The sequence below is a fragment of the Flagellimonas algicida genome (assembly GCF_049629585.1).
Taxonomy (GTDB): Bacteria; Bacteroidota; Bacteroidia; order Flavobacteriales; family Flavobacteriaceae; genus Flagellimonas.
The window spans coordinates 808,917-829,817 of record NZ_JBMYIX010000002.1 but is presented as its reverse complement, the minus strand read 5'-3'; the positions used below and the strand labels follow the sequence as shown (position 1 = coordinate 829,817).

The window sequence follows — 20,901 nt, the reverse complement described above, 5'->3', positions numbered from 1 at the left end:
TTCTTGCCCCTTTGGAGCATCACAACAGTATGGTTTTCGTCAACCTGAACTTGTTTCAGGTTCTCATCCCGAAATACATAATCCACATCATAGGATTCTGAAATAAATTCAGAATGACGGTCCCATAACTTTTATTCTACTACCAACACAAAGTAGTTCTTTTTACCCCTCTGTAGCAGGACAAACTTGTTGTTTATCAAATCGGTATCAGTGATCAGGTAATCTTCCTTAACCTTCTCCTTATTCACCGAAATTGAATTCTGTTTTAACTCCCTCCGTGCTTCGCCATTGGATCCCAAAAATCCGGTTTTTGCGGCCAAGGCTCCAATCATATCCAGACCGGGAGTTATCTCCTCTCTTGCTATTTGCGCTTGGGGAACTCCTTCAAAGACATCCAAAAAGGTCTTTTCGTTCAATTGCTTTAGATCTTCGGAAGTGGATTTACCAAAGAGAATGGCACTGGCCTTTATGGCATTGTCCAAATCTTCCTTGGAATGCACCATGGTGGTGACCTCTTCCGCCAGCTTCTTTTGAAGTTCCCTTAAATGGGGTGCTTCCTTATGGGCCGCTACCAGGTCTTCTATCTCCTGTTGACTCAGGAACGTGAATATCTTGATATACTTTTCGGCATCCTCATCCGAAGTGTTCAACCAATACTGGTAAAACTTGTAGGGTGAGGTTCGTTCTGCATCCAACCAAACATTTCCACCTTCGGTCTTGCCAAATTTGGTTCCATCTGCCTTGGTGATCAAAGGACAGGTAAGGGCGTAACCTTTTCCGTTCCCTATTCGTCTGATCAGTTCGGTACCCGTGGTAATGTTGCCCCACTGGTCACTCCCTCCCATTTGAAGGGTACAGTCATGGGCTTTGTATAGATGTAAAAAGTCGTACCCCTGAACCAATTGATAGGTAAATTCAGTAAAAGACATCCCTTCCTTGGCATCTGCCGAAAGTCGCTTTTTAACCGAATCCTTGGCCATCATGTAGTTAACGGTGATATGCTTTCCCACATCGCGGATAAACTCCAGGAATGAGAAATCCTTCATCCAGTCGTAATTGTTCACCAATACTGCAGCATTGGGCACATTGCTTTCAAAGTCCAAAAAGCGGCTCAACTGACCTTTTATGGCCTCTTGGTTGTGTCGAAGCGTTTCTTCATCCAATAAATTCCGTTCGGCCGATTTTCCGGAGGGATCCCCTATCATTCCCGTGGCACCGCCCACAAGGGCATAGGGTTTATGGCCCGCCAATTGAAAATGTTTCAGCATCATTACTCCCACCAAGTGCCCAATATGCAACGAATCCGCTGTGGGGTCTATCCCCACATAAGCGGCACGCATAGCTTCCATAAGATGCTCCTCGGCACCAGGCATTACATCGTGTATCATTCCTCTCCACTGCAGTTCCTGAACAAAATTCTTCTCCATGGTCAACTTTTTGAATAGCTGCAAATATAAAATGAAGTTGCCACTTCCCTCAATAAATTCAGTACAAATAGGTACTTTTATCATATGATATTGGTAACAGGAGGCACTGGATTGATAGGTTCGCACCTACTCTTCCGCTTGGTGAAAAATGGAAAAGCGGTGAGAGCCAACTATAGAAGCACGGATGCGCTCCAAAAAGTATCCAAGGTGTTTGGTTATTACTCGGACCAACCAGAAAAACTATTGGAAAAAATACAGTGGGTACGGGCAGATATTACCAATATTGGCGACTTGGACCAGCTGTTTCATGGAGTTGAACAAGTATATCATTGTGCTGCCTTGATTTCCTTTGATCCCAAAATGTACAAAACCTTGGTCATGACCAACGTAGAGGGAACGGCTAACATCGTAAACTTAAGCCTCAAGCATGGCGTAAAAAAGCTTTGCCATGTAAGTTCCATAGCCGCTATAGGTTCTTCCAAAATGGACAAGGAAGTGACTGAGGACAATGAATGGAGCAACACCAATGCTTCGGTATACGGAATTACCAAGCATGATGCCGAGCTGGAGGTTTGGCGAGCCTCCCAAGAAGGCCTAAAAATAGTCATTGTAAACCCTGGCGTAGTCATTGGACCAGGATTTTGGAAATCTGGGAGTGGAAGCTTTTTCACGTATGCAGCCAAAGGCAAAACCAACTATATTCCCGGCGGCACCGGTTTTGTATCCATCAATGATGTGGTCAAGGCCATGCAAACCCTGATGGAATCCAATATTAATGGAGAACGGTTCATTTTGGTCAGTGAAAATTTATCATATGGGGAACTGTTCCATAAAATTGCTCCAAAATTAGGGGTCTCCCCTCCGACAAAAAAAATATCCTTTTGGATGTTGGAGCTTATGTGGCGCTTGGATGGGCTGCGAAGCTCTGTATTGGGGAAAAGGCGGAGACTCACCAAAGCCATGGTAAAAGGATTAAGACATCAAGACATTTACAGCCATCAAAAGTTAAAGGAAGTACTTGATTTTGACTTTGAGGACTTGGATACCGCAATTGATTTTTGTTGTTCCAAATTCCCTGATTAGGGGTCTACGAGGCTGTCCTTCGCGCTCTTAATGGAGTCCCTCCGTTTCTCTTGGGCCTTTCTGATGCTATCGTTCCTTTTCTTGGTGTTTTTATCCATCAAGTTTTTGCGTTCGTTTATCCTGGCCTCCACATCTTCGTAGATGGATTGGTATTCCAAAGGGATTGAGGCATAATAGAGATCGCTCTCCACAAATTGGACACTATCTATTTGATATTTTTTGTAGATAAAATCCATGATTTCAATGCCATTCTCATCAAATGTCTTGCTAAAGGCCGATTTAGCGGCGTTCATGAGGGCCAAGTCATGTAGAATATCGGCCATCTTCTCTTTTGGGATAAGGTTTTCCGGTTTTTCCACCACCTTTTCGCCACAGGAGAGGATTAAGATTCCCATCAAGAACAAAACAAACTTTCCCATGCCCTATCGGTTAAACGTGAGTCTTTTGGCGTTTTTCTTTTCGGAAAAAACCCCATAATCATAGGCCAAGTGCCCATTCACAAAGGTACGCGCCACTTCGGAACCAAAAGTAACCCCTTCAAAGGGAGACCAACCACATTTATAGAAAATATTGGCTTTTTTAACCTCGTTTTGTGAATTACGGGTTACCTGTACCAAATCGGCATAATGGCCTTCGCGCACAAAGCCTCTCCTATCAATATCAAAGAGCTTTGCGGGGTTATGGCACATTTTTTCCACCAGTTTCTCCAAACTGATCTTGCCTTCTTGCTCCTTTTGCAGCATGGCCAACAAGGCATGTTGCACCAACGGTCCACCAGATGGGGCCTTGGTATAGGGATTTTGTTTCTCTTCCAAGGTATGGGGTGCATGATCGGTGGCCACAACGTCTATCCTATCATCCAAAAGGGCCTCCCAAAGTTTTTCCCGGTCGTTTTTGGTCTTCACCGCAGGATTCCACTTGATCAGGGTACCTTTTTTGGCATAGTCCTCATCGGAAAACCATAAATGGTGGATACAAACCTCGGCGGTAATCTTCTTTTCTTCCAAAGGAATCGCATTTGTGAACAAATCCGTTTCAATTCCCGTGGAAACATGAAAAACATGCAAACGGGCGCCCGTTCGTTTTGCCAAGGCTATGGCTTTGGAAGACGAAAGGTAACAGGCTTCGGCACTTCTAATTATGGGATGGAACTCCACAGGGATATTGTCCCCATACATATCTTGATATTTGGCCATATTGGCCCTAATGGTCCCTTCATCCTCACAATGGGCCGAAATCACCATTTCCGTATTGCTAAAGATTTTTTCCAACACCGCCTCGTCATCCACCAACATATTTCCAGTAGAGGAGCCCAAGAAAAGCTTCACCCCGGAACAAGCGTTCTTATCCAGTCGCTTCAGTTCCTCCAAATTATCGTTGGTACCCCCAAACAGAAACGAATAGTTGGCATAGGCATCGGTGGAGGCCATGGCAAACTTCTCCTCCAATTTTTCGAGGGTAGTGGTCTGTGGATTGGTATTGGGCTGCTCCATAAAGGTGGTGATACCCCCTGCTATGGCTGCCCGGCTCTCCGTGGCAATGGTACCCTTATGGGTAAGGCCCGGCTCCCTAAAGTGCACCTGATCGTCTATGATGCCCGGCAACAACAAATCTCCCTTCAAGTCCACGACTTGGGCATTGGCATCCGAAATGTCCGGATCAATGCGCACAATAAAGTCCCCTTCCAACAGCAAATCGGTTTCAAAAATGTGGTCCTCATTGACCACCTTGGCATTTTTCAATAGTGTTTTTGACATTCCTAAAAGTTCTTTCTGAAAAAAAGGCTTCTAAATTTCATGGCAATGACCCCAAATATAGCTTCCCGGATGATGGCGGAATTCATTTTTGACTTCCCATTGACCCTATCGGTAAAAATGATGGACACCTCCTCTATTTTGAACTTTTGGAGGTAAGCCCTGTATTTCATCTCAATCTGAAAGGCATACCCGATGAACCTGACGTTGTCCAACTTGATTTTTTCCAACACTTCCCGTTTGTAGCAGATGAACCCTGCCGTAGGGTCGTGGACCTTCATCCCGGTAATGAATTTCACATAGAACGATGCCCCATAGGACAACAGGATCCTAAAAAGTGGCCAGTTGACCACATTCACCCCCTTTTTATATCGGGAACCCACGGCCACATCGGCTCCGTTGAGACAAGCGCGGTGAAGGCGGGACAAGTCGGCAGGACGATGCGAAAAATCGGCATCCATCTCAAAAATATATTCATAATCCCGCTCCAAGGCCCATTTAAATCCGTGGATATATGCCGTTCCCAGACCAGACTTTTCCTTGCGGACCTCCAAGAACAACCTATTGGGGTACTCTTCTTGTAAAGATCTAACTGCCTGGGCCGTACCATCGGGGGAATTATCATCCACTACTAGAACATGGAAATCCTTCTTAAGGTCAAAAACCGTTTTTGCAATGGCCTCAATATTTTCAATCTCGTTGAAAGTGGGTATAATCACCAAGCCGTCCGCCATTCGAAATCAATTAGAGCTCAAAAATACGGTTTTCTTGTTTGCCAATGCAACTTGTTGCACCTAAGCCTACATCGCCTGTTCACCAATATTTGTAACTTTGCCCATCAAAAATCCATTTAATGACCCAAAAGTTTCCTAAACTTTTTCTTGCACTGCTGTCTGTAGTTTTTGTCTTAAATCTTGTTCAAGGATATTTTACGGAACTTATTTACGATGAGGCTTACTATTGGTACTACGCCCAAAACCTGTCGTGGGGATATTTTGACCATCCGCCCATGGTGGCTTTTTTGATAAAGATGGGGAGCCTATTTTTTGATGGGGAGCTTGGGGTCCGTTTTATGAGCTGTATCTTATCCGTTGGCACATATATCTTATTATGGCTACTGATCGATAACCCCAAAAAGAAGGACTATGTGGTTCACTTTTTTCTATTGGTATTCTCCTTTACCTTGATGAACGCCTATGGTTTTTTGACCCTTCCGGATACACCTCTCTTGTTTTTCACGGCCATGTTCCTCTGGTTGTACAAACGATTTCTGAAAGACCCTTCTATTTTGACGACGGTTCTTCTGGGTCTGGTCATGGCGGCCTTAATGTACAGCAAGTACCATGCGGTATTGGTGATTCTGTTCGTATTCCTTTCCAATGTCAAGCTTATTTTTAACCCAAAGGCTTGGTTGGCCGTGGTCTTGGCATTGATCTGTTACATCCCGCATTTTGTCTGGTTGTATCAAAACGATTTTGTATCCATTACTTTTCATCTGTACGAACGCCCCAATCAAGCCTATTCCTTTGAAGGGTTTACCTTGGGATATTTTTTAAACCTCATCGTCATTATTGGTCTGTTGTTTTATTGGGTTTACGCCTCCTTTTTTAAATTCAAGGTCACAGATACCTTTTCCAAGGCTTTGGTATATCTCGTCTACGGAATTATAATTTTCTTTTTCATATCGAGCTTTAATAGGCGGGTACAGGCCCAATGGGCCATTGTCATTTCCATTCCATTGGCGATTATTGCCTTTGACCATCTGCTGGAAAATGCAAAAAGCAGAAAATGGATGTACAGAATAGGCTTGGTGAGTGTGGTTCTATTGCTTTATGCCAGGGCTTGGCTAGTATACAAGCCCCTGTTTCCCATGTTGTATGAGACCCATGCCAATGAAGGTTGGGTGGAGGAGCTCCATGCCAAGGCAGAAGATGCTCCCATTATCTTTGAAAATTCATACCGGCTTGCGCCCATATACCAATTCAATACCGGGATACCTGCCATTTCGTTGAACAATTTCATGTATCGAAAGAACCAATATTCCATAGACGATTCCGAAGAAAAGGTAAGGGGCAAAAAGGTGGTCTATGTAAGTAAGTACAGGAAAAGTGGGGATATCCAATACACACAACCGGACAGCACGGTTTTTTACGGGGTTTTCATGGAAAATTTTCAGCCTTATCGAAAGTTGGAATGTATTGTGCAAAAACCGGAAACTGGGATAGAGCACACCTTAAAGGTGTACAACCCCTACCCGTTTGATATTCCCCTTGAAGAGTTAACCTATACCATTTCGTATTCCAACGCATACAAACAGGTGAAGGAAATGCTCCCTTTAAAAGTGGGCAACCTTTATCCAGACCGTGCCATGCTAAAAACAAAGGACACCGCTTTGTATACCTTTGAACTTCCTTTGCCAAAAACAATGGACAACCCGGTGTATTTTAGGATTGGTATATCAGAACATGGTTTGCCTCCCGGTTTAAATGGAAAACCCATAAAAATCCTAGAATGATTCCCATAGAGAAGACTATAAATTCTTTGGATTGGATGACGATTGCATTGTTCGTTGGCCTACTGATCCTTGCCTTGGGAAAGTACTTGTACCACAGCAAGTTTTTTAATTTTGTGATTTTACCGTTCAATGACAAATATGTGCTCTTGCACAACAAAAAGGGCCAACTCTTAAACTGGTTCCACATTTTGCTTACCCTGTTTCAATTGGTAAATCTTTCTCTCTTTGTGTTTATTGCCCTAAGCATCTTTAACGCCATGCCCGAAGGCAATCCCCTGACGGTCTTCTTTGTGCTTATGGGTTGCTTGGCCCTGTTCCAATTGCTAAAATTCGGCGTCCAATTTTTAAAGGCCTATGCCTTTAATACCCAAGAACTTGTATCAGGTTTGGTTTTTAGCAAAACCTCCTATTTCAATTATGGAAGCCTTGTATTGTGTGTGGCCAACATCATTTTAATTTATATTCTAAAAGACTCAAAAACCATAGTTTATACGGCCATAATCTTAATTCTTCTTATAAATGGCATAGGAATCGTAAAGCTATTGAAGAACTATCAAAAAGCTGTGTTTCCGTATTTTGTCTATTTTATTTTGTACCTTTGCGCACTCGAAATTGCGCCCTTGGTGATAATTGGAAGCTATCTAAAAGATTGAAAAGCTTATGAAAGTAAAAACAATTTTGGTTTCCCAACCAGAACCCAAAATCGAAAACTCTCCTTACTCACGATTGATCGAGAAAGAAAAGGTTAAAGTAGACTTTAGGCCTTTTATCCATGTAGAGGGAGTTGAAGCCAAAAATGTACGGCAGCAAAAAATCGATCTGAACAATTTTACGGCAATCATCTTGACGAGCAGAAACTCTGTCGACCATTTTTTCAGGATTGCCGAGGAAATGCGTTTTAAGGTTCCTGACACCATGAAATATTTCTGTCAGTCCGAGGCCGTGGCCTACTACCTGCAGAAATATGTGGTTTATAGAAAGCGTAAGATCTACGTTGGCAAGCGTACCTTCAATGAATTGGTGCCGCTTATCAAAAAATACAAGGACGAAAAATTCCTTTTACCTTCCTCCGATGCCCTTAAGGCAGCAGTGCCCCAAGCTTTGGATGAGTTGGGTGTAGATTGGAAACGCGGCATTTTCTATAAGACCGTCATCAGTGATCTTTCAGACCTTAGAAACGTATATTACGATGTTTTGGTTTTCTTTAGTCCATCTGGAATTGAATCCCTTCTGAAGAACTTCCCGGATTTTGAGCAGAACAACACCCGCATTGCCGTTTTTGGCAATAGCACTGTAAAAGCTGCTACCGACGCCGGTCTTCGAATTGACATTCAAGCTCCAACCCCGGAAACACCATCCATGACCATGGCGCTACAGAAATACATTACCAGCGTAAATAAGTAAGATTTTATTGGAACATATTATAAAAAAAGCCCGGTGTTCACCGGGCTTTTTTGTTATCGTTAAAATGCATAGCGTTGGGGGCCTCCCCTTCTAATTTCTTCGTTGGCATAGGCTTCAAACTTCTTGAAGTTCTCCCTAAACGCATTGCTCAGTTTAAAGGCCGTTTTGTAGTATGCCTCATCATTGTTCCAAGTCGCCCTTGGACTCAACACCTTGGTGGGAACCCCTGGACATTCCCTAGGTTGTGCCACACCAAATACCGAATGGATATGGTATCTGTCATAGCAATAGAGGCCAAGCTCACCGCTTAAGGCCGCATGGATCATGGCCCGGGTATATTTCAACTTCATTCGTGTGCCTACTCCATAAGGTCCGCCGGTCCAACCCGTATTGATCAACCACACGTCCACTCCGGCTTCTTTCATTTTCTTGCTCAACATTTCTGCGTACTTGGTGGGATGCAATGGCATAAATGGTGCACCAAAACACGCCGAAAAGGAGGGTTGGGGCTCAACGACACCAGCTTCGGTACCGGCCACTTTTGCGGTATACCCAGATATAAAGTGATAGGCCGCTTGGGCAGGTGTCAACTTTGATATAGGAGGCAATACCCCAAAGGCATCTGCAGTAAGAAAAAAAATATTCTTTACATTTTTCCCAATCGATGGCTCCTGTATATTGTCTATATGGTAAATAGGGTAGCTTACCCTAGTATTCTGTGTGATGGAGGTATCTGAAAAATCAACCACTCCAGCATCATCCATAATCACGTTTTCCAGAATGGCCCCTTTTTTAATTGCTCCGTAGATTTCGGGTTCACTCTCTTCGGAAAGGTCAATGACCTTGGCATAACAACCTCCTTCAAAATTGAAAACGGTATTGGCCTCGGTCCATCCGTGTTCGTCATCTCCAATAAGCTTTCTATGGGGATCCGTGGACAAGGTTGTCTTTCCAGTACCCGAAAGTCCAAAGAAAATGGCGGTATCGCCCTCTTCGCCAACATTGGCGGAACAGTGCATGGGTAGCGTATTCTTATATACTGGAAGAATAAAGTTCAGGGCAGAGAAAATACCCTTCTTGATTTCTCCTGTATACCCAGTTCCCCCTATCAGGGCAATCTTTCTAGTAAAGTTTAAAATGGCAAAATTATGTTGGCGCGTCCCATCCACTTCGGGATTGGCCATAAAACCGGGCGCATTGACCACCGTCCATTCCGGTTCAAAACCATCCAGCTCCTCATCGGTTGGCCGTAAGAACATATTATAGGCAAACATATTGGACCACGGATACTCGTTAATGACCCTTAGGTTCATTTTATATGCCGGGTCCGCACAAGCATAGGAATCCCGTACAAACAACTCCTTTTCGTTAAGATATGCGATGACCTTATCATAGAGTTGGTCAAACTTTTCACTCTCAAAAGGAATATTGATGTTGCCCCACCAAACCTTATCTTCGGTAATGGCATCCTTGACAATAAAACGGTCCTTGGGCGACCTTCCGGTAAATTCCCCAGTGTTTACGGCCAAAGCCCCGGAAGAGGCTTCTTTTCCCATCTCCATTTCCAAGGTAACATTGTGCAATTCCTCAGGAGAAAGTTGGTAATGGAAATTTTTATGATCTATTCCATAAGGTTTAAGCGAAATCGTTTTCGAAGCTGGTGTGGAAGCTTTCATTAGTTCATTTTTTAGATACTACAAAACTAGAAAAATATAACTTTTAAACCTCTATTTGTGGTTATTTAGGCCTTCTTATGGGTTAAAATGCGGTATCCTAAAAGAAACCATCCCAAAATCAAAAAAACGCCGCCAATTGGTGTTAAAAATCCAATAACTTTAAAATCAAAGCTCGTAAGACTGTTCAGGGCCAATGCATAAATGGAAAAAGAAAACAGGACAACGCCCATCAGCACCATAGTATAAATCACTTTTTTATGCCTTTTGTCCAACCCTTGCCAAATCCCCAAAAAAAGCAGAAACAGTGCATGGTACATTTGGTATCTCACTCCGGTCTCGAACACCTCAATCGATTCAGAATCCACCAATTTTTCCAAGCCATGCGCCCCAAAAGCACCCAACACTATGGCCAATAAACCAAATAGGATTCCCGTTAACAATATTGTTCTGTTCATAACTTTATCGACTAATTTTTTTAGAAATATAACAATTTGATACCTTAGTGTCCGTTTTAATCAAAAGTAATCAAAACCTATGGTCCGCACTATTTTAGTTGTGGGGGCAGGAAAATCAACCTCCTATCTATTAGACTATCTGCTTAAAAATTCAGATAGTGAAAACCTCCGTTTGGTCATTGGTGACCTACAACCCAAGAACATTCCAGAGCAATTTTCATCACATCCCAACTGCGATGTAATCACGTTGGATATTTTCAACGATGATGACCGTAAAAAAGCCGTATCGTCCGCCTCGATTGTCATTTCAATGCTTCCGGCCAGTTTGCACATCAAGATTGCGGAAGATTGCATTCAGTTTAAAAAGCATTTGGTCACCGCATCGTATGTAAGCAAAGAGATGGAAGCCCTGAACGACGAGGTAAAAAAGAACGGTCTCATTTTTATGAATGAGATTGGCCTTGATCCAGGAATAGACCACATGAGCGCCATGGAAGTAATCGATCGCATCAGGGCAGAAGGTGGAAAAATGTTGTTGTTCGAGTCGTTTACCGGTGGATTGGTGGCCCCTGAAAGCGATTCCAATCTATGGAACTACAAGTTCACCTGGAACCCAAGAAACGTGGTTCTAGCCGGCCAAGGTGGTGCGGCCAAATTTATCCAGGAAGGGACCTATAAATACATCCCCTACCAAAAGCTGTTCAGGAGAACCGAATTTTTGGAAGTGGAAGGGCACGGAAAGTTCGAGGCCTACGCCAACCGCGATTCCTTAAAATATAGGGAGGCCTATGGGCTTCAGGATGCCCTTACCCTTTTTAGGGGCACCATGCGGAGGGTAGGCTTTTCCAAAGCATGGCAGATGTTCGTTATCTTGGGAATGACCGATGATAGCTACACCATTGAAAACTCCGAAGGCATGTCTTACCGGGAGTTCATAAACCTTTTCTTGCCCTATTCCCCAACAGACTCGGTAGAACTGAAACTGCGGTACTACCTTAAAATAGACCAAGACGATATCCGTTGGGGAAAATTATTGGAGCTGAACCTGTTTGACCCAAACAAAAAAATCCCCTTGAAAAATGCTTCACCGGCACAGATCCTACAACATATCCTTGAAGATAGTTGGACTTTGAAAGAAGATGAAAAGGATATGATCGTGATGTACCACAAATTTGGCTATGAATTAAACGGTGTTAAAAAACAAATCGATGCCAATATGGTGGTCATAGGGGAAAACAGAACTTACACCGCCATGGCCAAAACCGTTGGATTACCCGTAGCCATAGCCACTTTACAGATATTGAACAAAAAAATCACGACCCCAGGGGTGCAGATTCCCATAAACAAAGAAGTCTACCAACCTATCCTTGATGAACTCAAATCCCACGGTGTGAACTTTAAGGAATACGAAGTGCCGTACTTGGGATACAATCCAGATTCGGTAGCTAGTTAGCCTTATGCATTTTTTCAATATCTTTAGCTTCAGTTTTAAATCTTTTCTGTGAAAAACCATAACAGTTCGGTTAAAATTGATGGCATAGACAAGAAAATTCTAAGGTTCTTGATGGAAGATGCCCGAAGACCCATTTTGGAAATCGCTCGTAACATTGGTATTTCCGGAGCGGCCATTCACCAAAGATTAAGGAAGTTGGAAAGCTCAGGTCTCCTATCTGGCTCAAAATTCATCATCAACCCCAAAGTGCTGGGCTATACCACCATGGCCTACATTGGTATCTTTTTGGACAAGGCCATGGCCAATCCGCAGGCTGTACGGGAACTTGAAAAAATCCCCGAAGTACTGGAATGCCATTATACCACGGGAAACTGGTCCATCCTCATTAAAGTCTTGTGCCGGGACAACGAACACTTGATGCAAGTGCTCAACAAAAAAATCCAACAAATCGAAGGGGTTTCAAGAACCGAAACCTTTATTTCATTGGATCAGCAAATAGATCGACAAATTCAAATCTGATATTTGTATTCAATCTAAATAAACTTTACATTTGTGCCCATGAATGTAGTTCATCAGTCTACATATTACACTTTATACCAATCCGTGAAGGAACGCTGCTTCTATGTGGATTTTGGCCAAAAATTGGTCCGAATGTCACTTTGCCAATTGCTTTCCCTTCGGCATAAGGTATTGTCCATTTCCATTGAAGATCATTTTGACGGGGATTTGAACAAACACGGCTTTGAGGTATTGATGCTTTGCAACAAAGAACACCTCTTTGTCCTGAACACCCTTGAAATCTTGGATTTGAAGTATTTGGTTGCACAAGGCTTTGTAGCCATGGGACTTTCCGAGGAACGAGAAGCCATCACGGTTTAGGCCAGTTTCTATTACCTATTTTTATTCAATCTAAAACTGCCTTAAAACAAGGAAGTTACTTCCAAAACGAGATCAAATTCCGTATTTTTGATATATTAACACGATAAACCCAGTATACATGAAAGATATAGCAAGACAAAGTATGAGCATTAAAGTGGAGTCCATGGATCTGCTCAACGGACAGATAAAAATGGAAGCCCATGCTTCTGCCACCTATTTGGCCATGGCGTCTTGGTGCGAGCAGAATGGGTTTTTTACCAGTGCCAAATTCTTCTACAAGCAATCTGAGGAGGAACGCGGCCATATGATGAAGATTTTCGAATTTTTGATCGATACGGGAGGAAATCCATTATCGCCAGAAATTACTGGCATCAACCATGACTACTCATCCATAGTTGATGTGTTCGAGAGCACATTGGAACATGAGGTGGCCGTTACCAAATCCATTCACAATATTGTGAGAAAAGCACGTGAACTGGGTGATATTGCCACAGAACGTTTCTTGGATTGGTTTGTGTTGGAACAAGTTGAAGAGGAGAACACGATCCGGGACATTCTGGATATGATCGAAGTGACCGGAACAGAAGGTGTAGGGCTACAGATGATCGACAATCAAGTGGGCAACTGGATAGACTAAAATATCCATATCCAATAAAAAAAAAAACGGGGCCATTGGCCCCGTTTTCAGTTTAGGTAATGTGCCTTGATGATATTCAAGTGGCGAAGCTCGTGTCCTGCAATATGGTATGCCAAGGCCCTAACGGTTCGCTTGTTGATAACACTTCCGTCAAAATCGATTCCTTCCCCACTTCTGGTAAAACTATCCTCTGGCAAATACTTGAAAAGTGCAATGGTCGACCTCCTGACCCATTCGTATTCTTCAAGAATACTTTCCAAGCTTCTGTCATTGGCTTTGGAGAATCTGGCGTATTTATCCTGATCAAAGCCATGGAGCGGCGTATCGTCATTCCGGGCATACCGTAGGGCCCTATAGGTAAAAATACGCTCGTCGTCTATAAGATGCACCAAGATTTCCTTGATAGTCCATTTATTTTCAGCATAGCGATACAACAATTTCTCCTCGGGCAAGGTTTGGACAAGCTCTTTGATTTCCATGAAATTTTGCCTCAGATGTTCCAAAACTTTGCCGTCATCCTCCAATAAATCCATATAAATATGGGAATATGGAGGATATTCCCCCTTAAGGGGTTTCTTAATATATTTCATTCTTCTGAATTATCATTTTTGAAACTTTCGGTCCATTTGTACCTAGCCCATGACCCCATAGGTTGCAACAGCTCAAATAATTCCTCCCCATATTCTGTTAGTGCATAACCCTCCATGGTTCTTTTGATCAGGTTACAATCCCTTAATTCCTTGATTCGTGTATTGAGTGTATTGGGAGAGATGGATTCACAATAATCCTGCAACCCCCTAAAAGTACTAGGCCCATTATGCAGGTGCCAAATGATTCCCATGGCCCAGCCCCTCCCTAACAAATCCAATAAAGCCATGATGGGCTGTCCGGTTTTTGACCCCCGAACAGGCTGCCCAGGTTTAGGTGTTTTCATAATGCTATTATTTTCATAGCAAAGCTACTAAAAATATAGCAATCAAATGTAACACCTCATAATAGGGCACAAAAAAACCTGCTCAATCTTAGTTGAACAGGTTTGTATAGATTGTGGATTTTGACTCTTAATCCCTGCTGCCAAACACCTGAAACGCCCAATAGAGCAAGGAAGCCAAGGCACCCAGTGCAGCCACGAGATAGGTTCTGGCCGCCCATTTTAAGGCATCTTCGGCCCCAGCATATTCCTGTTGGCTTACCATATTCTTCTGCTTTAACCATACCAAGGCACGTTTACTGGCATCATATTCCACCGGAAGGGTAACAAAGCTGAACAAAGTTGCCATTCCCATCATGACCAAACCGGCCACGGCTATATAGAAGCCAATGCCTCCAGCCACTCCTGTAGCCGCCATCAAGGCGATACCGCCAAACACCACCCAAGTGGACATCCCCGAGGTTACACTCACCACAGGAACCAATTTGGACCGCATGGTCAACCATTCATACGCTTGGGCATGTTGTACCGCGTGTCCGCATTCATGCGCCGCCACGGCGGCGGCGGCGGCATTCCGTTGACTGTATACCCCTTCACTTAGGTTAACGGTCTTGTTTTTTGGATTGTAGTGGTCCGTAAGCATTCCGGGGGTAGAAATGACTTTCACATCCCGAATGCCATGGTCATCCAGCATTTTTTGGGCAATCTCTGCACCACTCATGCCATTTCTTAGATGTACCTGGGAGTATTTCTTGAACTTACTTTTAAGCTTATTGCTCACCAACCAGCTGACCAGTGCAATCCCACCGATCAATATATAATATGTCATCATAACTATTCGATTTTTGCTCTTATAAATATAGCATATTACAACAAAAACCCCGCCAAGGTTTAGCGGGGTCTTTCTACTGACAAAATGTATGCTTTTATGCCACGGCGGATTCCCAATGAAACGTCTTAACAATTTCTTCGTACACCACTTCCCCTTCAACAATATTCAACCCTTTGGCCAAAGTCTTGTCCAAATTGCAGGCACTTCGCCAGCCCATATTGGCCAATTTCAGCACATAGGGCAAGGTGACATTGGTCAAGGCCACGGTTGAAGTGTACGGCACAGCTCCAGGCATGTTGGCCACGCAGTAATGAACCACATCATCAATGATATATATAGGATCACGATGGGTTGTGGGCTTGGTGGTCTCCACACATCCTCCCTGGTCCACGGCCACATCAACAATAACCGTTCCCGGCCGCATTTCCTTCAACATATCCCTTGTGATCAGATTGGGCGCCTTGGCTCCTTTCAGCAGCACACCCCCTATGATAAGATCATGGGATTGTATATGCTTTCTAATGTTGAACTCGTTGGAAAACTCCGTGACCACATGACTGGGCATAATATCGTTTACATAGCGAAGTCGTTTCATATTGATGTCCAAAATGGTAACATGTGCGCCAAGTCCTGCTGCCATTTTTGCAGCCTGAATGCCCACAGTGCCCGCCCCTAAGATCAAGACACGACCGGGGGCCACCCCGGGAACACCACCCAAAAGCACGCCACGACCTTTTACGGGTTTTTCCAAATATTTTGCCCCTTGTTGAATGGCCATCCTTCCTGCCACTTCAGACATAGGGGTCAACAAAGGCAAGGTGCCTTCCTCATCTTCAACGGTCTCATAGGCAATACAAATCCCCTTGCTCTTGATCATGGCCTGCGTCAAGGCCTCACTCGAAGCAAAATGAAAGTAGGTAAAAACAATCTGCCCTTCCTGGATCAAATCGTACTCCTTGGCAATGGGCTCCTTGACCTTCACGATCATATCGCTCTTGGCATACACCTGCTCAATGGTATCCAAAATAGTGGCTCCGGCCTGTTGGTAATCCTTATCAAAAAACCCACTGCCGTCACCTGCACCAGATTGCACATAAACGGTATGGTAGTTCTTCACCAATTCAAAAACCCCAGCTGGCGTCATACCAACCCGGCCTTCACTGCTTTTGATTTCTTTAGGCACCCCTACAATCATTTTGTTGTGTTTTATGGTTACTATACCCAAAGTTGTTACAAAAACCGGAATCAACGAAATGAAATCGATAAAAAGTAGGGGTTATCAGATAAATTTTATATAAAAAATGATTTATACCCTATTTTTTATGGGGTCAATATAGATTTTATATAAATATTTTATTCTATACCCTAAAAAAATAAGGGGTGGTTATTTATGTTTTAATTTTAAAACTAGCATTACTATGACCAACAGCCCAGTTACACCATTGGCCAATATAATGGCCAGGCTCCCATGTACATAACCGTAGTATAGCCACAGCATGGTTCCAATGAAGAAAGCCAAATACATGGTAAGGGAAATATCCCGGGTAGATTTATGTCGCCATGCCCTATATACTTGCGGGATAAAGGCACTGGTGGTAAGGGTAGCCGCAACTAGGCCAATGATTTCAATTGTGTCCATGGTAGGTTATTTGCCCTAAATGTAGGGACTTTACTGTTTTGAAAAACAAAAATAGACCTCCTTACAAGTAATATTCCATCACTTGGAATAGTTGAGCCTTTTACCCAACAATATTCACAATCTTACCAGGCACCACAATAACCTTTTTAGGGGTACGGCCCTGCAACTGTTCCTGGGTTTTTTCGTGGGCCAAGACCGCCTCTTCGATTGCATCTTTGCCCATATCCAAGGGCAATTCCAATTTAAAGCGCATTTTTCCATTAAAGGAAATGGGGTATTCCTTACTGCTTTCCACTAGATATTTCTCCTCAAACTTTGGAAAAGGCGCTTCCGCAATAGATTTCGTATGACCCAAACGACTCCATAGCTCTTCAGCAATATGGGGTGCGTAGGGCGACACCAAAATGGCCAGCTGTTCAAAAATGGCCTTGCTGGTACATTTTTGAGCAGTGAGTTCGTTCACACAAATCATAAAGGTGGAAACCGAAGTGTTAAACGAGAAGTTCTCAATATCCTCCTCCACTTTTTTAATGGTCTTGTGCAGCGTTTTCAGATTATCGGCCGTGGGTTCTTTGTCCTCAATGACCTCAAAAAGGCGCCATAGTTTTTTAAGGAAGGAATGTACTCCCGTAATCCCCGCAGTGTTCCAAGGTTTGGATTGTTCCAAAGGTCCCAAGAACATTTCGTAAAGGCGTAGTGAATCTGCCCCATACTCCTCACAAATGGCATCGGGGTTGACGACATTGTATTTGGATTTGGACATTTTTTCCACTTCCCTGAAAACTTGGGCTCGCGTGTCCTCGGTCATTTTTTCATTTGGGATGACCTCTTTTCCATCAAAATAATGAGCATTGCCAATAACTTTTAATCGCTCATTGTCTTTCAACTGCAAAATACCTACTTGCTCTTTGTTGACAAGGTCTACATCAATATTTGTTGATTTAAATGCTATGTAAGATTTTGTGTAATCCGCATAACCTTTATTAAATTTTAAATGAGAATCAATCCTTTCATTTAAAAAATCAAAAAGAGGTTTAGGCAACTTATTGATAGCCCCTTCTTTTAGGTTCAAACCGTCATAAATTTCTTTGCTTATTATGATTTGACAAAAAGTAGAAACATCCTCATCTCCTTTCTTTAATCTTCCTTCAATTATATTTAAAAAGGCACTTTCTCCCGTAATCATCCCTTGATTGATCAACTTTTGGGCATACTCGTCCTTGGGCACATAACCTCTGTCAAACATAAACTTCTGCCAGAAACGAGAATACAAAAGGTGGCCCGTAGCATGTTCGCTACCTCCAATATAGAGATCCACATCCTGCCAATATCCAATGGCCTCTGGAGAGAAGATGGCCCCATCATTACGGGGATCCATATATCGATTAAAGTATTGGGAACTTCCTGCCCATCCCGGCATGGTGTTCAATTCCAAAGGATAAATTCCGTCATGCTGAACTTGATTCAGCATCTCACCCCCCTTGTCTGACCCTTCGACTGCGCTCAGGGTGACAAGGTCGTTCGACACAACTTTATTGTTCTTGGCGTCCCAAGCCCAAGTGGTGGCATTGCCCAGGGGCGGTTCCCCGGTTTCAGTGGGAAGATATTTCTCCACTTCGGGTAATTCCAACGGCAAGTGTTCCAAAGCAATCATCTGGGGCATCCCATCCACATAATACACCGGGAAGGGTTCTCCCCAATAGCGTTGCCTACTGAATACGGCATCACGAAGGCGGTAGTTCACCTTTCCAACCCCGTGTCCAATTTTTTCCAACTCGGCAATCACCTTTTTGGTGGCCTCTTTATAGGAAAGCCCATTCAAAAAGTCGGAATTGGCAATAATGGTGGTCGCTTTATCGGCAAAAGCCTCTTCGGAAATATCAACCCCCTCAAATATATTGGGGATATCTATATGGTAATGTTTCGCGAAATCGTAATCCCGTTGATCACCACATGGTACGGCCATAACCGCTCCGGTCCCATAACTGGCCAAAACATAGTCGCCAATCCAAATGGGAACAGGCTCCTTGGTAAACGGATGCTCTGCATACGCACCGGTAAACACCCCTGAAATGGTTTTTACATCGGCCATACGATCCCGCTCGGAACGCTTTGCTGTGGCCTCGACATAGGCTTCCACCTCAGCTTTTTGTTCCGGGGTGGTGATTTTTGCCACCAAATCGTGCTCAGGGGCCAAGGTCATAAAACTTACCCCAAAAATGGTATCGGGGCGGGTGGTGAAGACCTCAATCGTGTCCGGCTTCTCGACTGCGCTCGAAGTGACACCTTCATTTGAAATGACATTGAAAGTCACGGAAGCGCCTTCAGAACGACCGATCCAATTGGTCTGGGAATCTTTTAACGGCTGTGGCCAATCAATCTTGTTCAATCCATCGAGCAAGCGTTGGGCATAAGCCGTAATACGCATGCTCCACTGCGTCATTTTTTTACGGATGACGGGATGGCCTCCACGCTCGGACACGCCGTTTACTATCTCATCATTGGCCAAAACCGTTCCCAAGGCCGGACACCAGTTCACTTCGGTATCAGCCAAATAGGTCAGTCTGTATTTTAAAAGAATCTCTTGTTTTTCCTTTTCAGAAAATGCGTTCCATTCCGCTGCACCAAAACTGGGTGTATCCTCATCGCAAACAGCTTCCACCGTTGCATTTCCTTCTTTTTCAAAAATGGAAATCAAGCCCTCTATAGCCTCAGCCTTATCGGAACTTTTATTGTACCATGAGTTGAACAATTGGATGAAAATCCACTGTGTCCATTTGTAATATCCCGGATTGGAAGTGCGCACTTCCCTGCTCCAATCGAACGAAAAACCCAACCGATCCAACTGCTCACGATACCTTTTGATATTGTTTTCGGTAGTGATCGCAGGGTGCTGTCCGGTTTGAATGGCATACTGCTCCGCAGGCAATCCGAAGGAATCGTACCCCATGGGATGCAATACATTGAACCCTTTATGCCTTTTATAGCGAGAATAGATGTCCGTGGCAATGTACCCCAGCGGGTGCCCAACGTGCAATCCTGCCCCAGAAGGGTAAGGAAACATGGACAAGGCATAAAATTTAGGCTTGTCAGAATCGTTGACTGCCTTAAAGGTTTCATTTTCTGCCCAATACTTCTGCCATTTGGCTTCAATGTCACGGAAATCGTAGTTCATGGTATTCTCTTTCATTTTCGAGTTGCAAAAATAGGTTTAATCCCCTAAATACAATTTACTTTTCTATTTTTACGTACTGATTCCACTCTATGAGCCAATATATTGAACGATATCAGCGAAGAAAGTTGATTTCCTCCTACTTCTCCGTGGTTTTGAGCATCGCTTTGGTGCTTTTCCTGTTGGGCGTTTTGGGACTTTTGGTCCTGAATACCAAAAAACTGGCCGATCACTTTAAGGAACAAATCACCATTTCAGTCTTTTTGAAGGACAATGCCAAACCGGTCGAGATTGACCAATTACAAAAAAGCCTTGCCTTGGCCGAATACACCAAATCTGCCGAGTACATTTCCAAAGAGGATGCTGCAGAGCAGTACAGTGAGGACATTGGTGAGAATTTCGTCGAGTTCTTGGGATATAATCCGCTAAAGAATTCCATTGATGTGCATTTAAAGGCCGATTTTGTCTCTCCCGAGCAAATCGCAGAAATTGCCGATGATCTTGCCACAAAAACCTATGTGGACGAGGTAAGTTACGACAAACCTTTAATCTCTTTGCTCAACGATAATGCCCGGAAAATCAGTTTATGGATATTGGTGGCCAGTGCTGTTTTTACCGTCATAGCCGTGCTGCTGATCAACAGTTCTATCCGATTGTCCATCTATTCCAAACGGTTTATCATCAAGACCATGCAGATGGTGGGGGCTACCAAAACCTTTATCAGAAGACCGTTTATTTGGGCCAATATCAAACTAGGCATGATAGGCGCTGCCGTGGCTTTGGCCTCCTTGAGTATCTTGATCTATTACATCAACAAAAATTTTCCCGAATTGAACCTGCTACAGGACTATTTGGTATTGATCTTTTTATTTCTCGGAGTCTTTGGACTTGGGGTTGTCATTTCATGGGCGAGCACCCATTTTGCCACCCAACGTTTCTTAAATCTGAGGACAGACGATCTGTATTATTAAATAAAAGATGCAAGACCGCTTCGCTAAAAGAATTGAGACGGTATATCCACTAAGACTCCCAGTGGCTGAAAAC

21 protein-coding genes are annotated in these 20,901 nt (G+C 43.5%); 9 read left to right on the top strand and 12 right to left on the bottom strand.

From position 1 onward, the window contains the following. Window positions 1-131: 131 nt before the first annotated feature. Window positions 132-1,427, bottom strand: a complete 1,296-nt coding sequence (tyrS, locus tag ACPD8L_RS12615) for a tyrosine--tRNA ligase (protein WP_423943644.1) — start codon at window positions 1,425-1,427, stop codon at window positions 132-134. Window positions 1,428-1,511: 84 nt separating this feature from the next. On the opposite strand from tyrS, the gene ACPD8L_RS12610 reads away from it, so the two are divergent. Beyond that, the gene (locus ACPD8L_RS12610; RefSeq protein ID WP_423943643.1) at window positions 1,512-2,510 is read left to right on the top strand and encodes an NAD-dependent epimerase/dehydratase family protein; all 999 of its coding nucleotides are present in this window, start codon (window positions 1,512-1,514) and stop codon (window positions 2,508-2,510) included. Here the strand turns inward: ACPD8L_RS12610 and ACPD8L_RS12605 are convergent. The 3 genes from ACPD8L_RS12605 to ACPD8L_RS12595 are packed head-to-tail and all read right to left on the bottom strand — an operon-like array spanning window position 2,507 to window position 4,998. After that, window positions 2,507-2,929: a DUF4296 domain-containing protein gene (locus tag ACPD8L_RS12605; RefSeq protein ID WP_293304210.1), complete on the bottom strand. Its 423-nt coding sequence runs from the start codon at window positions 2,927-2,929 to the stop codon at window positions 2,507-2,509. The genes ACPD8L_RS12610 and ACPD8L_RS12605 overlap by 4 nt on opposite strands. Before the next feature lie 3 nt (window positions 2,930-2,932). After that, window positions 2,933-4,267 (bottom strand): dihydroorotase, encoded by a 1,335-nt coding sequence (locus ACPD8L_RS12600; protein ID WP_423943642.1) that lies wholly within the window; start codon window positions 4,265-4,267, stop codon window positions 2,933-2,935. 2 nt (window positions 4,268-4,269) lie between these two features. Next, window positions 4,270-4,998 (bottom strand): polyprenol monophosphomannose synthase, encoded by a 729-nt coding sequence (locus tag ACPD8L_RS12595; protein ID WP_116216346.1) that lies wholly within the window; start codon window positions 4,996-4,998, stop codon window positions 4,270-4,272. Between the two features lie 119 nt (window positions 4,999-5,117). Here ACPD8L_RS12595 and ACPD8L_RS12590 point away from each other — a divergent pair, with 119 nt between their 5' ends. Genes ACPD8L_RS12590 through ACPD8L_RS12580 form a run of 3 tightly spaced genes read left to right on the top strand, consistent with a single transcriptional unit; the run spans window position 5,118 to window position 8,183 of the window. Beyond that, window positions 5,118-6,779 (top strand): ArnT family glycosyltransferase, encoded by a 1,662-nt coding sequence (locus ACPD8L_RS12590; protein WP_423943640.1) that lies wholly within the window; start codon window positions 5,118-5,120, stop codon window positions 6,777-6,779. Further along, window positions 6,776-7,432 (top strand): DUF4271 domain-containing protein, encoded by a 657-nt coding sequence (locus tag ACPD8L_RS12585; protein WP_423943638.1) that lies wholly within the window; start codon window positions 6,776-6,778, stop codon window positions 7,430-7,432. Before ACPD8L_RS12590 ends, ACPD8L_RS12585 begins: the two co-directional genes overlap by 4 nt. A gap of 7 nt (window positions 7,433-7,439) precedes the next feature. Continuing rightward, a complete protein-coding gene (locus tag ACPD8L_RS12580; protein WP_116216349.1) occupies window positions 7,440-8,183 on the top strand; it encodes a uroporphyrinogen-III synthase in 744 nt (247 codons plus the stop codon). A gap of 59 nt (window positions 8,184-8,242) precedes the next feature. Here ACPD8L_RS12580 and pckA read toward each other — a convergent pair whose 3' ends face one another. After that, window positions 8,243-9,859 (bottom strand): phosphoenolpyruvate carboxykinase (ATP), encoded by a 1,617-nt coding sequence (pckA, locus tag ACPD8L_RS12575; RefSeq protein ID WP_421810223.1) that lies wholly within the window; start codon window positions 9,857-9,859, stop codon window positions 8,243-8,245. 65 nt (window positions 9,860-9,924) lie between these two features. Then, window positions 9,925-10,314 (bottom strand): DUF423 domain-containing protein, encoded by a 390-nt coding sequence (locus ACPD8L_RS12570; RefSeq protein WP_116216351.1) that lies wholly within the window; start codon window positions 10,312-10,314, stop codon window positions 9,925-9,927. 79 nt (window positions 10,315-10,393) lie between these two features. On the opposite strand from ACPD8L_RS12570, the gene ACPD8L_RS12565 reads away from it, so the two are divergent. The 4 genes from ACPD8L_RS12565 (at window position 10,394) to ACPD8L_RS12550 (ending at window position 13,283) form a co-directional block, all read left to right on the top strand. Further along, window positions 10,394-11,767: a saccharopine dehydrogenase family protein gene (locus ACPD8L_RS12565; protein ID WP_116216352.1), complete on the top strand. Its 1,374-nt coding sequence runs from the start codon at window positions 10,394-10,396 to the stop codon at window positions 11,765-11,767. 48 nt (window positions 11,768-11,815) lie between these two features. Continuing rightward, window positions 11,816-12,286 carry an Lrp/AsnC ligand binding domain-containing protein gene (locus ACPD8L_RS12560; protein ID WP_116216353.1) on the top strand — a complete coding sequence of 157 codons (471 nt, stop codon included), beginning with the start codon at window positions 11,816-11,818 and terminating at the stop codon, window positions 12,284-12,286. A gap of 39 nt (window positions 12,287-12,325) precedes the next feature. Next, window positions 12,326-12,646, top strand: coding sequence for a hypothetical protein (locus ACPD8L_RS12555; protein ID WP_423943635.1), 321 nt, complete (start codon window positions 12,326-12,328; stop codon window positions 12,644-12,646). A 118-nt stretch (window positions 12,647-12,764) separates the two neighbouring features. Continuing rightward, window positions 12,765-13,283 carry a ferritin gene (locus tag ACPD8L_RS12550; protein ID WP_116216355.1) on the top strand — a complete coding sequence of 173 codons (519 nt, stop codon included), beginning with the start codon at window positions 12,765-12,767 and terminating at the stop codon, window positions 13,281-13,283. Between the two features lie 47 nt (window positions 13,284-13,330). Here ACPD8L_RS12550 and ACPD8L_RS12545 read toward each other — a convergent pair whose 3' ends face one another. From ACPD8L_RS12545 to ACPD8L_RS12520, 6 genes are all read right to left on the bottom strand, one after another. Next, window positions 13,331-13,873: a DinB family protein gene (locus tag ACPD8L_RS12545; protein WP_423943633.1), complete on the bottom strand. Its 543-nt coding sequence runs from the start codon at window positions 13,871-13,873 to the stop codon at window positions 13,331-13,333. After that, window positions 13,870-14,217, bottom strand: coding sequence for a winged helix-turn-helix transcriptional regulator (locus ACPD8L_RS12540; protein ID WP_293304193.1), 348 nt, complete (start codon window positions 14,215-14,217; stop codon window positions 13,870-13,872). Before ACPD8L_RS12540 ends, ACPD8L_RS12545 begins: the two co-directional genes overlap by 4 nt. Window positions 14,218-14,344: 127 nt before the next feature. Further along, window positions 14,345-15,046: a zinc metallopeptidase gene (locus ACPD8L_RS12535; RefSeq protein ID WP_116216358.1), complete on the bottom strand. Its 702-nt coding sequence runs from the start codon at window positions 15,044-15,046 to the stop codon at window positions 14,345-14,347. 94 nt (window positions 15,047-15,140) lie between these two features. Then, entirely contained in the window at window positions 15,141-16,241 is a 1,101-nt protein-coding gene (ald, locus tag ACPD8L_RS12530) for an alanine dehydrogenase (RefSeq protein WP_423943632.1), read from the bottom strand. Between the two features lie 189 nt (window positions 16,242-16,430). After that, window positions 16,431-16,685 (bottom strand): SemiSWEET family sugar transporter, encoded by a 255-nt coding sequence (locus ACPD8L_RS12525; RefSeq protein ID WP_116216359.1) that lies wholly within the window; start codon window positions 16,683-16,685, stop codon window positions 16,431-16,433. 100 nt (window positions 16,686-16,785) lie between these two features. After that, on the bottom strand, window positions 16,786-19,860 hold the full coding sequence (locus tag ACPD8L_RS12520; protein ID WP_423943869.1) for a leucine--tRNA ligase: 3,075 nt from the start codon (window positions 19,858-19,860) through the stop codon (window positions 16,786-16,788). A gap of 89 nt (window positions 19,861-19,949) precedes the next feature. On the opposite strand from ACPD8L_RS12520, the gene ACPD8L_RS12515 reads away from it, so the two are divergent. Beyond that, complete coding sequence (locus tag ACPD8L_RS12515) at window positions 19,950-20,828, top strand: cell division protein FtsX (RefSeq protein WP_423943630.1); 879 nt, start codon at window positions 19,950-19,952, stop codon at window positions 20,826-20,828. The last annotated feature ends 73 nt before the right edge of the window (window positions 20,829-20,901 follow it).

Coding starts and splice junctions, on each gene's coding strand:
- tyrS (WP_423943644.1), bottom strand. CDS start 1,427: ATGGAGAAGAATTTTGTTCAGGAACTGCAGTGGAGAGGAATGATACAC.
- ACPD8L_RS12610 (WP_423943643.1), top strand. CDS start 1,512: ATGATATTGGTAACAGGAGGCACTGGATTGATAGGTTCGCACCTACTC.
- ACPD8L_RS12605 (WP_293304210.1), bottom strand. CDS start 2,929: ATGGGAAAGTTTGTTTTGTTCTTGATGGGAATCTTAATCCTCTCCTGT.
- ACPD8L_RS12600 (WP_423943642.1), bottom strand. CDS start 4,267: ATGTCAAAAACACTATTGAAAAATGCCAAGGTGGTCAATGAGGACCAC.
- ACPD8L_RS12595 (WP_116216346.1), bottom strand. CDS start 4,998: ATGGCGGACGGCTTGGTGATTATACCCACTTTCAACGAGATTGAAAAT.
- ACPD8L_RS12590 (WP_423943640.1), top strand. CDS start 5,118: ATGACCCAAAAGTTTCCTAAACTTTTTCTTGCACTGCTGTCTGTAGTT.
- ACPD8L_RS12585 (WP_423943638.1), top strand. CDS start 6,776: ATGATTCCCATAGAGAAGACTATAAATTCTTTGGATTGGATGACGATT.
- ACPD8L_RS12580 (WP_116216349.1), top strand. CDS start 7,440: ATGAAAGTAAAAACAATTTTGGTTTCCCAACCAGAACCCAAAATCGAA.
- pckA (WP_421810223.1), bottom strand. CDS start 9,859: ATGAAAGCTTCCACACCAGCTTCGAAAACGATTTCGCTTAAACCTTAT.
- ACPD8L_RS12570 (WP_116216351.1), bottom strand. CDS start 10,314: ATGAACAGAACAATATTGTTAACGGGAATCCTATTTGGTTTATTGGCC.
- ACPD8L_RS12565 (WP_116216352.1), top strand. CDS start 10,394: ATGGTCCGCACTATTTTAGTTGTGGGGGCAGGAAAATCAACCTCCTAT.
- ACPD8L_RS12555 (WP_423943635.1), top strand. CDS start 12,326: ATGAATGTAGTTCATCAGTCTACATATTACACTTTATACCAATCCGTG.
- ACPD8L_RS12550 (WP_116216355.1), top strand. CDS start 12,765: ATGAAAGATATAGCAAGACAAAGTATGAGCATTAAAGTGGAGTCCATG.
- ACPD8L_RS12545 (WP_423943633.1), bottom strand. CDS start 13,873: ATGAAATATATTAAGAAACCCCTTAAGGGGGAATATCCTCCATATTCC.
- ACPD8L_RS12540 (WP_293304193.1), bottom strand. CDS start 14,217: ATGAAAACACCTAAACCTGGGCAGCCTGTTCGGGGGTCAAAAACCGGA.
- ACPD8L_RS12535 (WP_116216358.1), bottom strand. CDS start 15,046: ATGATGACATATTATATATTGATCGGTGGGATTGCACTGGTCAGCTGG.
- ald (WP_423943632.1), bottom strand. CDS start 16,241: ATGATTGTAGGGGTGCCTAAAGAAATCAAAAGCAGTGAAGGCCGGGTT.
- ACPD8L_RS12525 (WP_116216359.1), bottom strand. CDS start 16,685: ATGGACACAATTGAAATCATTGGCCTAGTTGCGGCTACCCTTACCACC.
- ACPD8L_RS12520 (WP_423943869.1), bottom strand. CDS start 19,860: ATGAACTACGATTTCCGTGACATTGAAGCCAAATGGCAGAAGTATTGG.
- ACPD8L_RS12515 (WP_423943630.1), top strand. CDS start 19,950: ATGAGCCAATATATTGAACGATATCAGCGAAGAAAGTTGATTTCCTCC.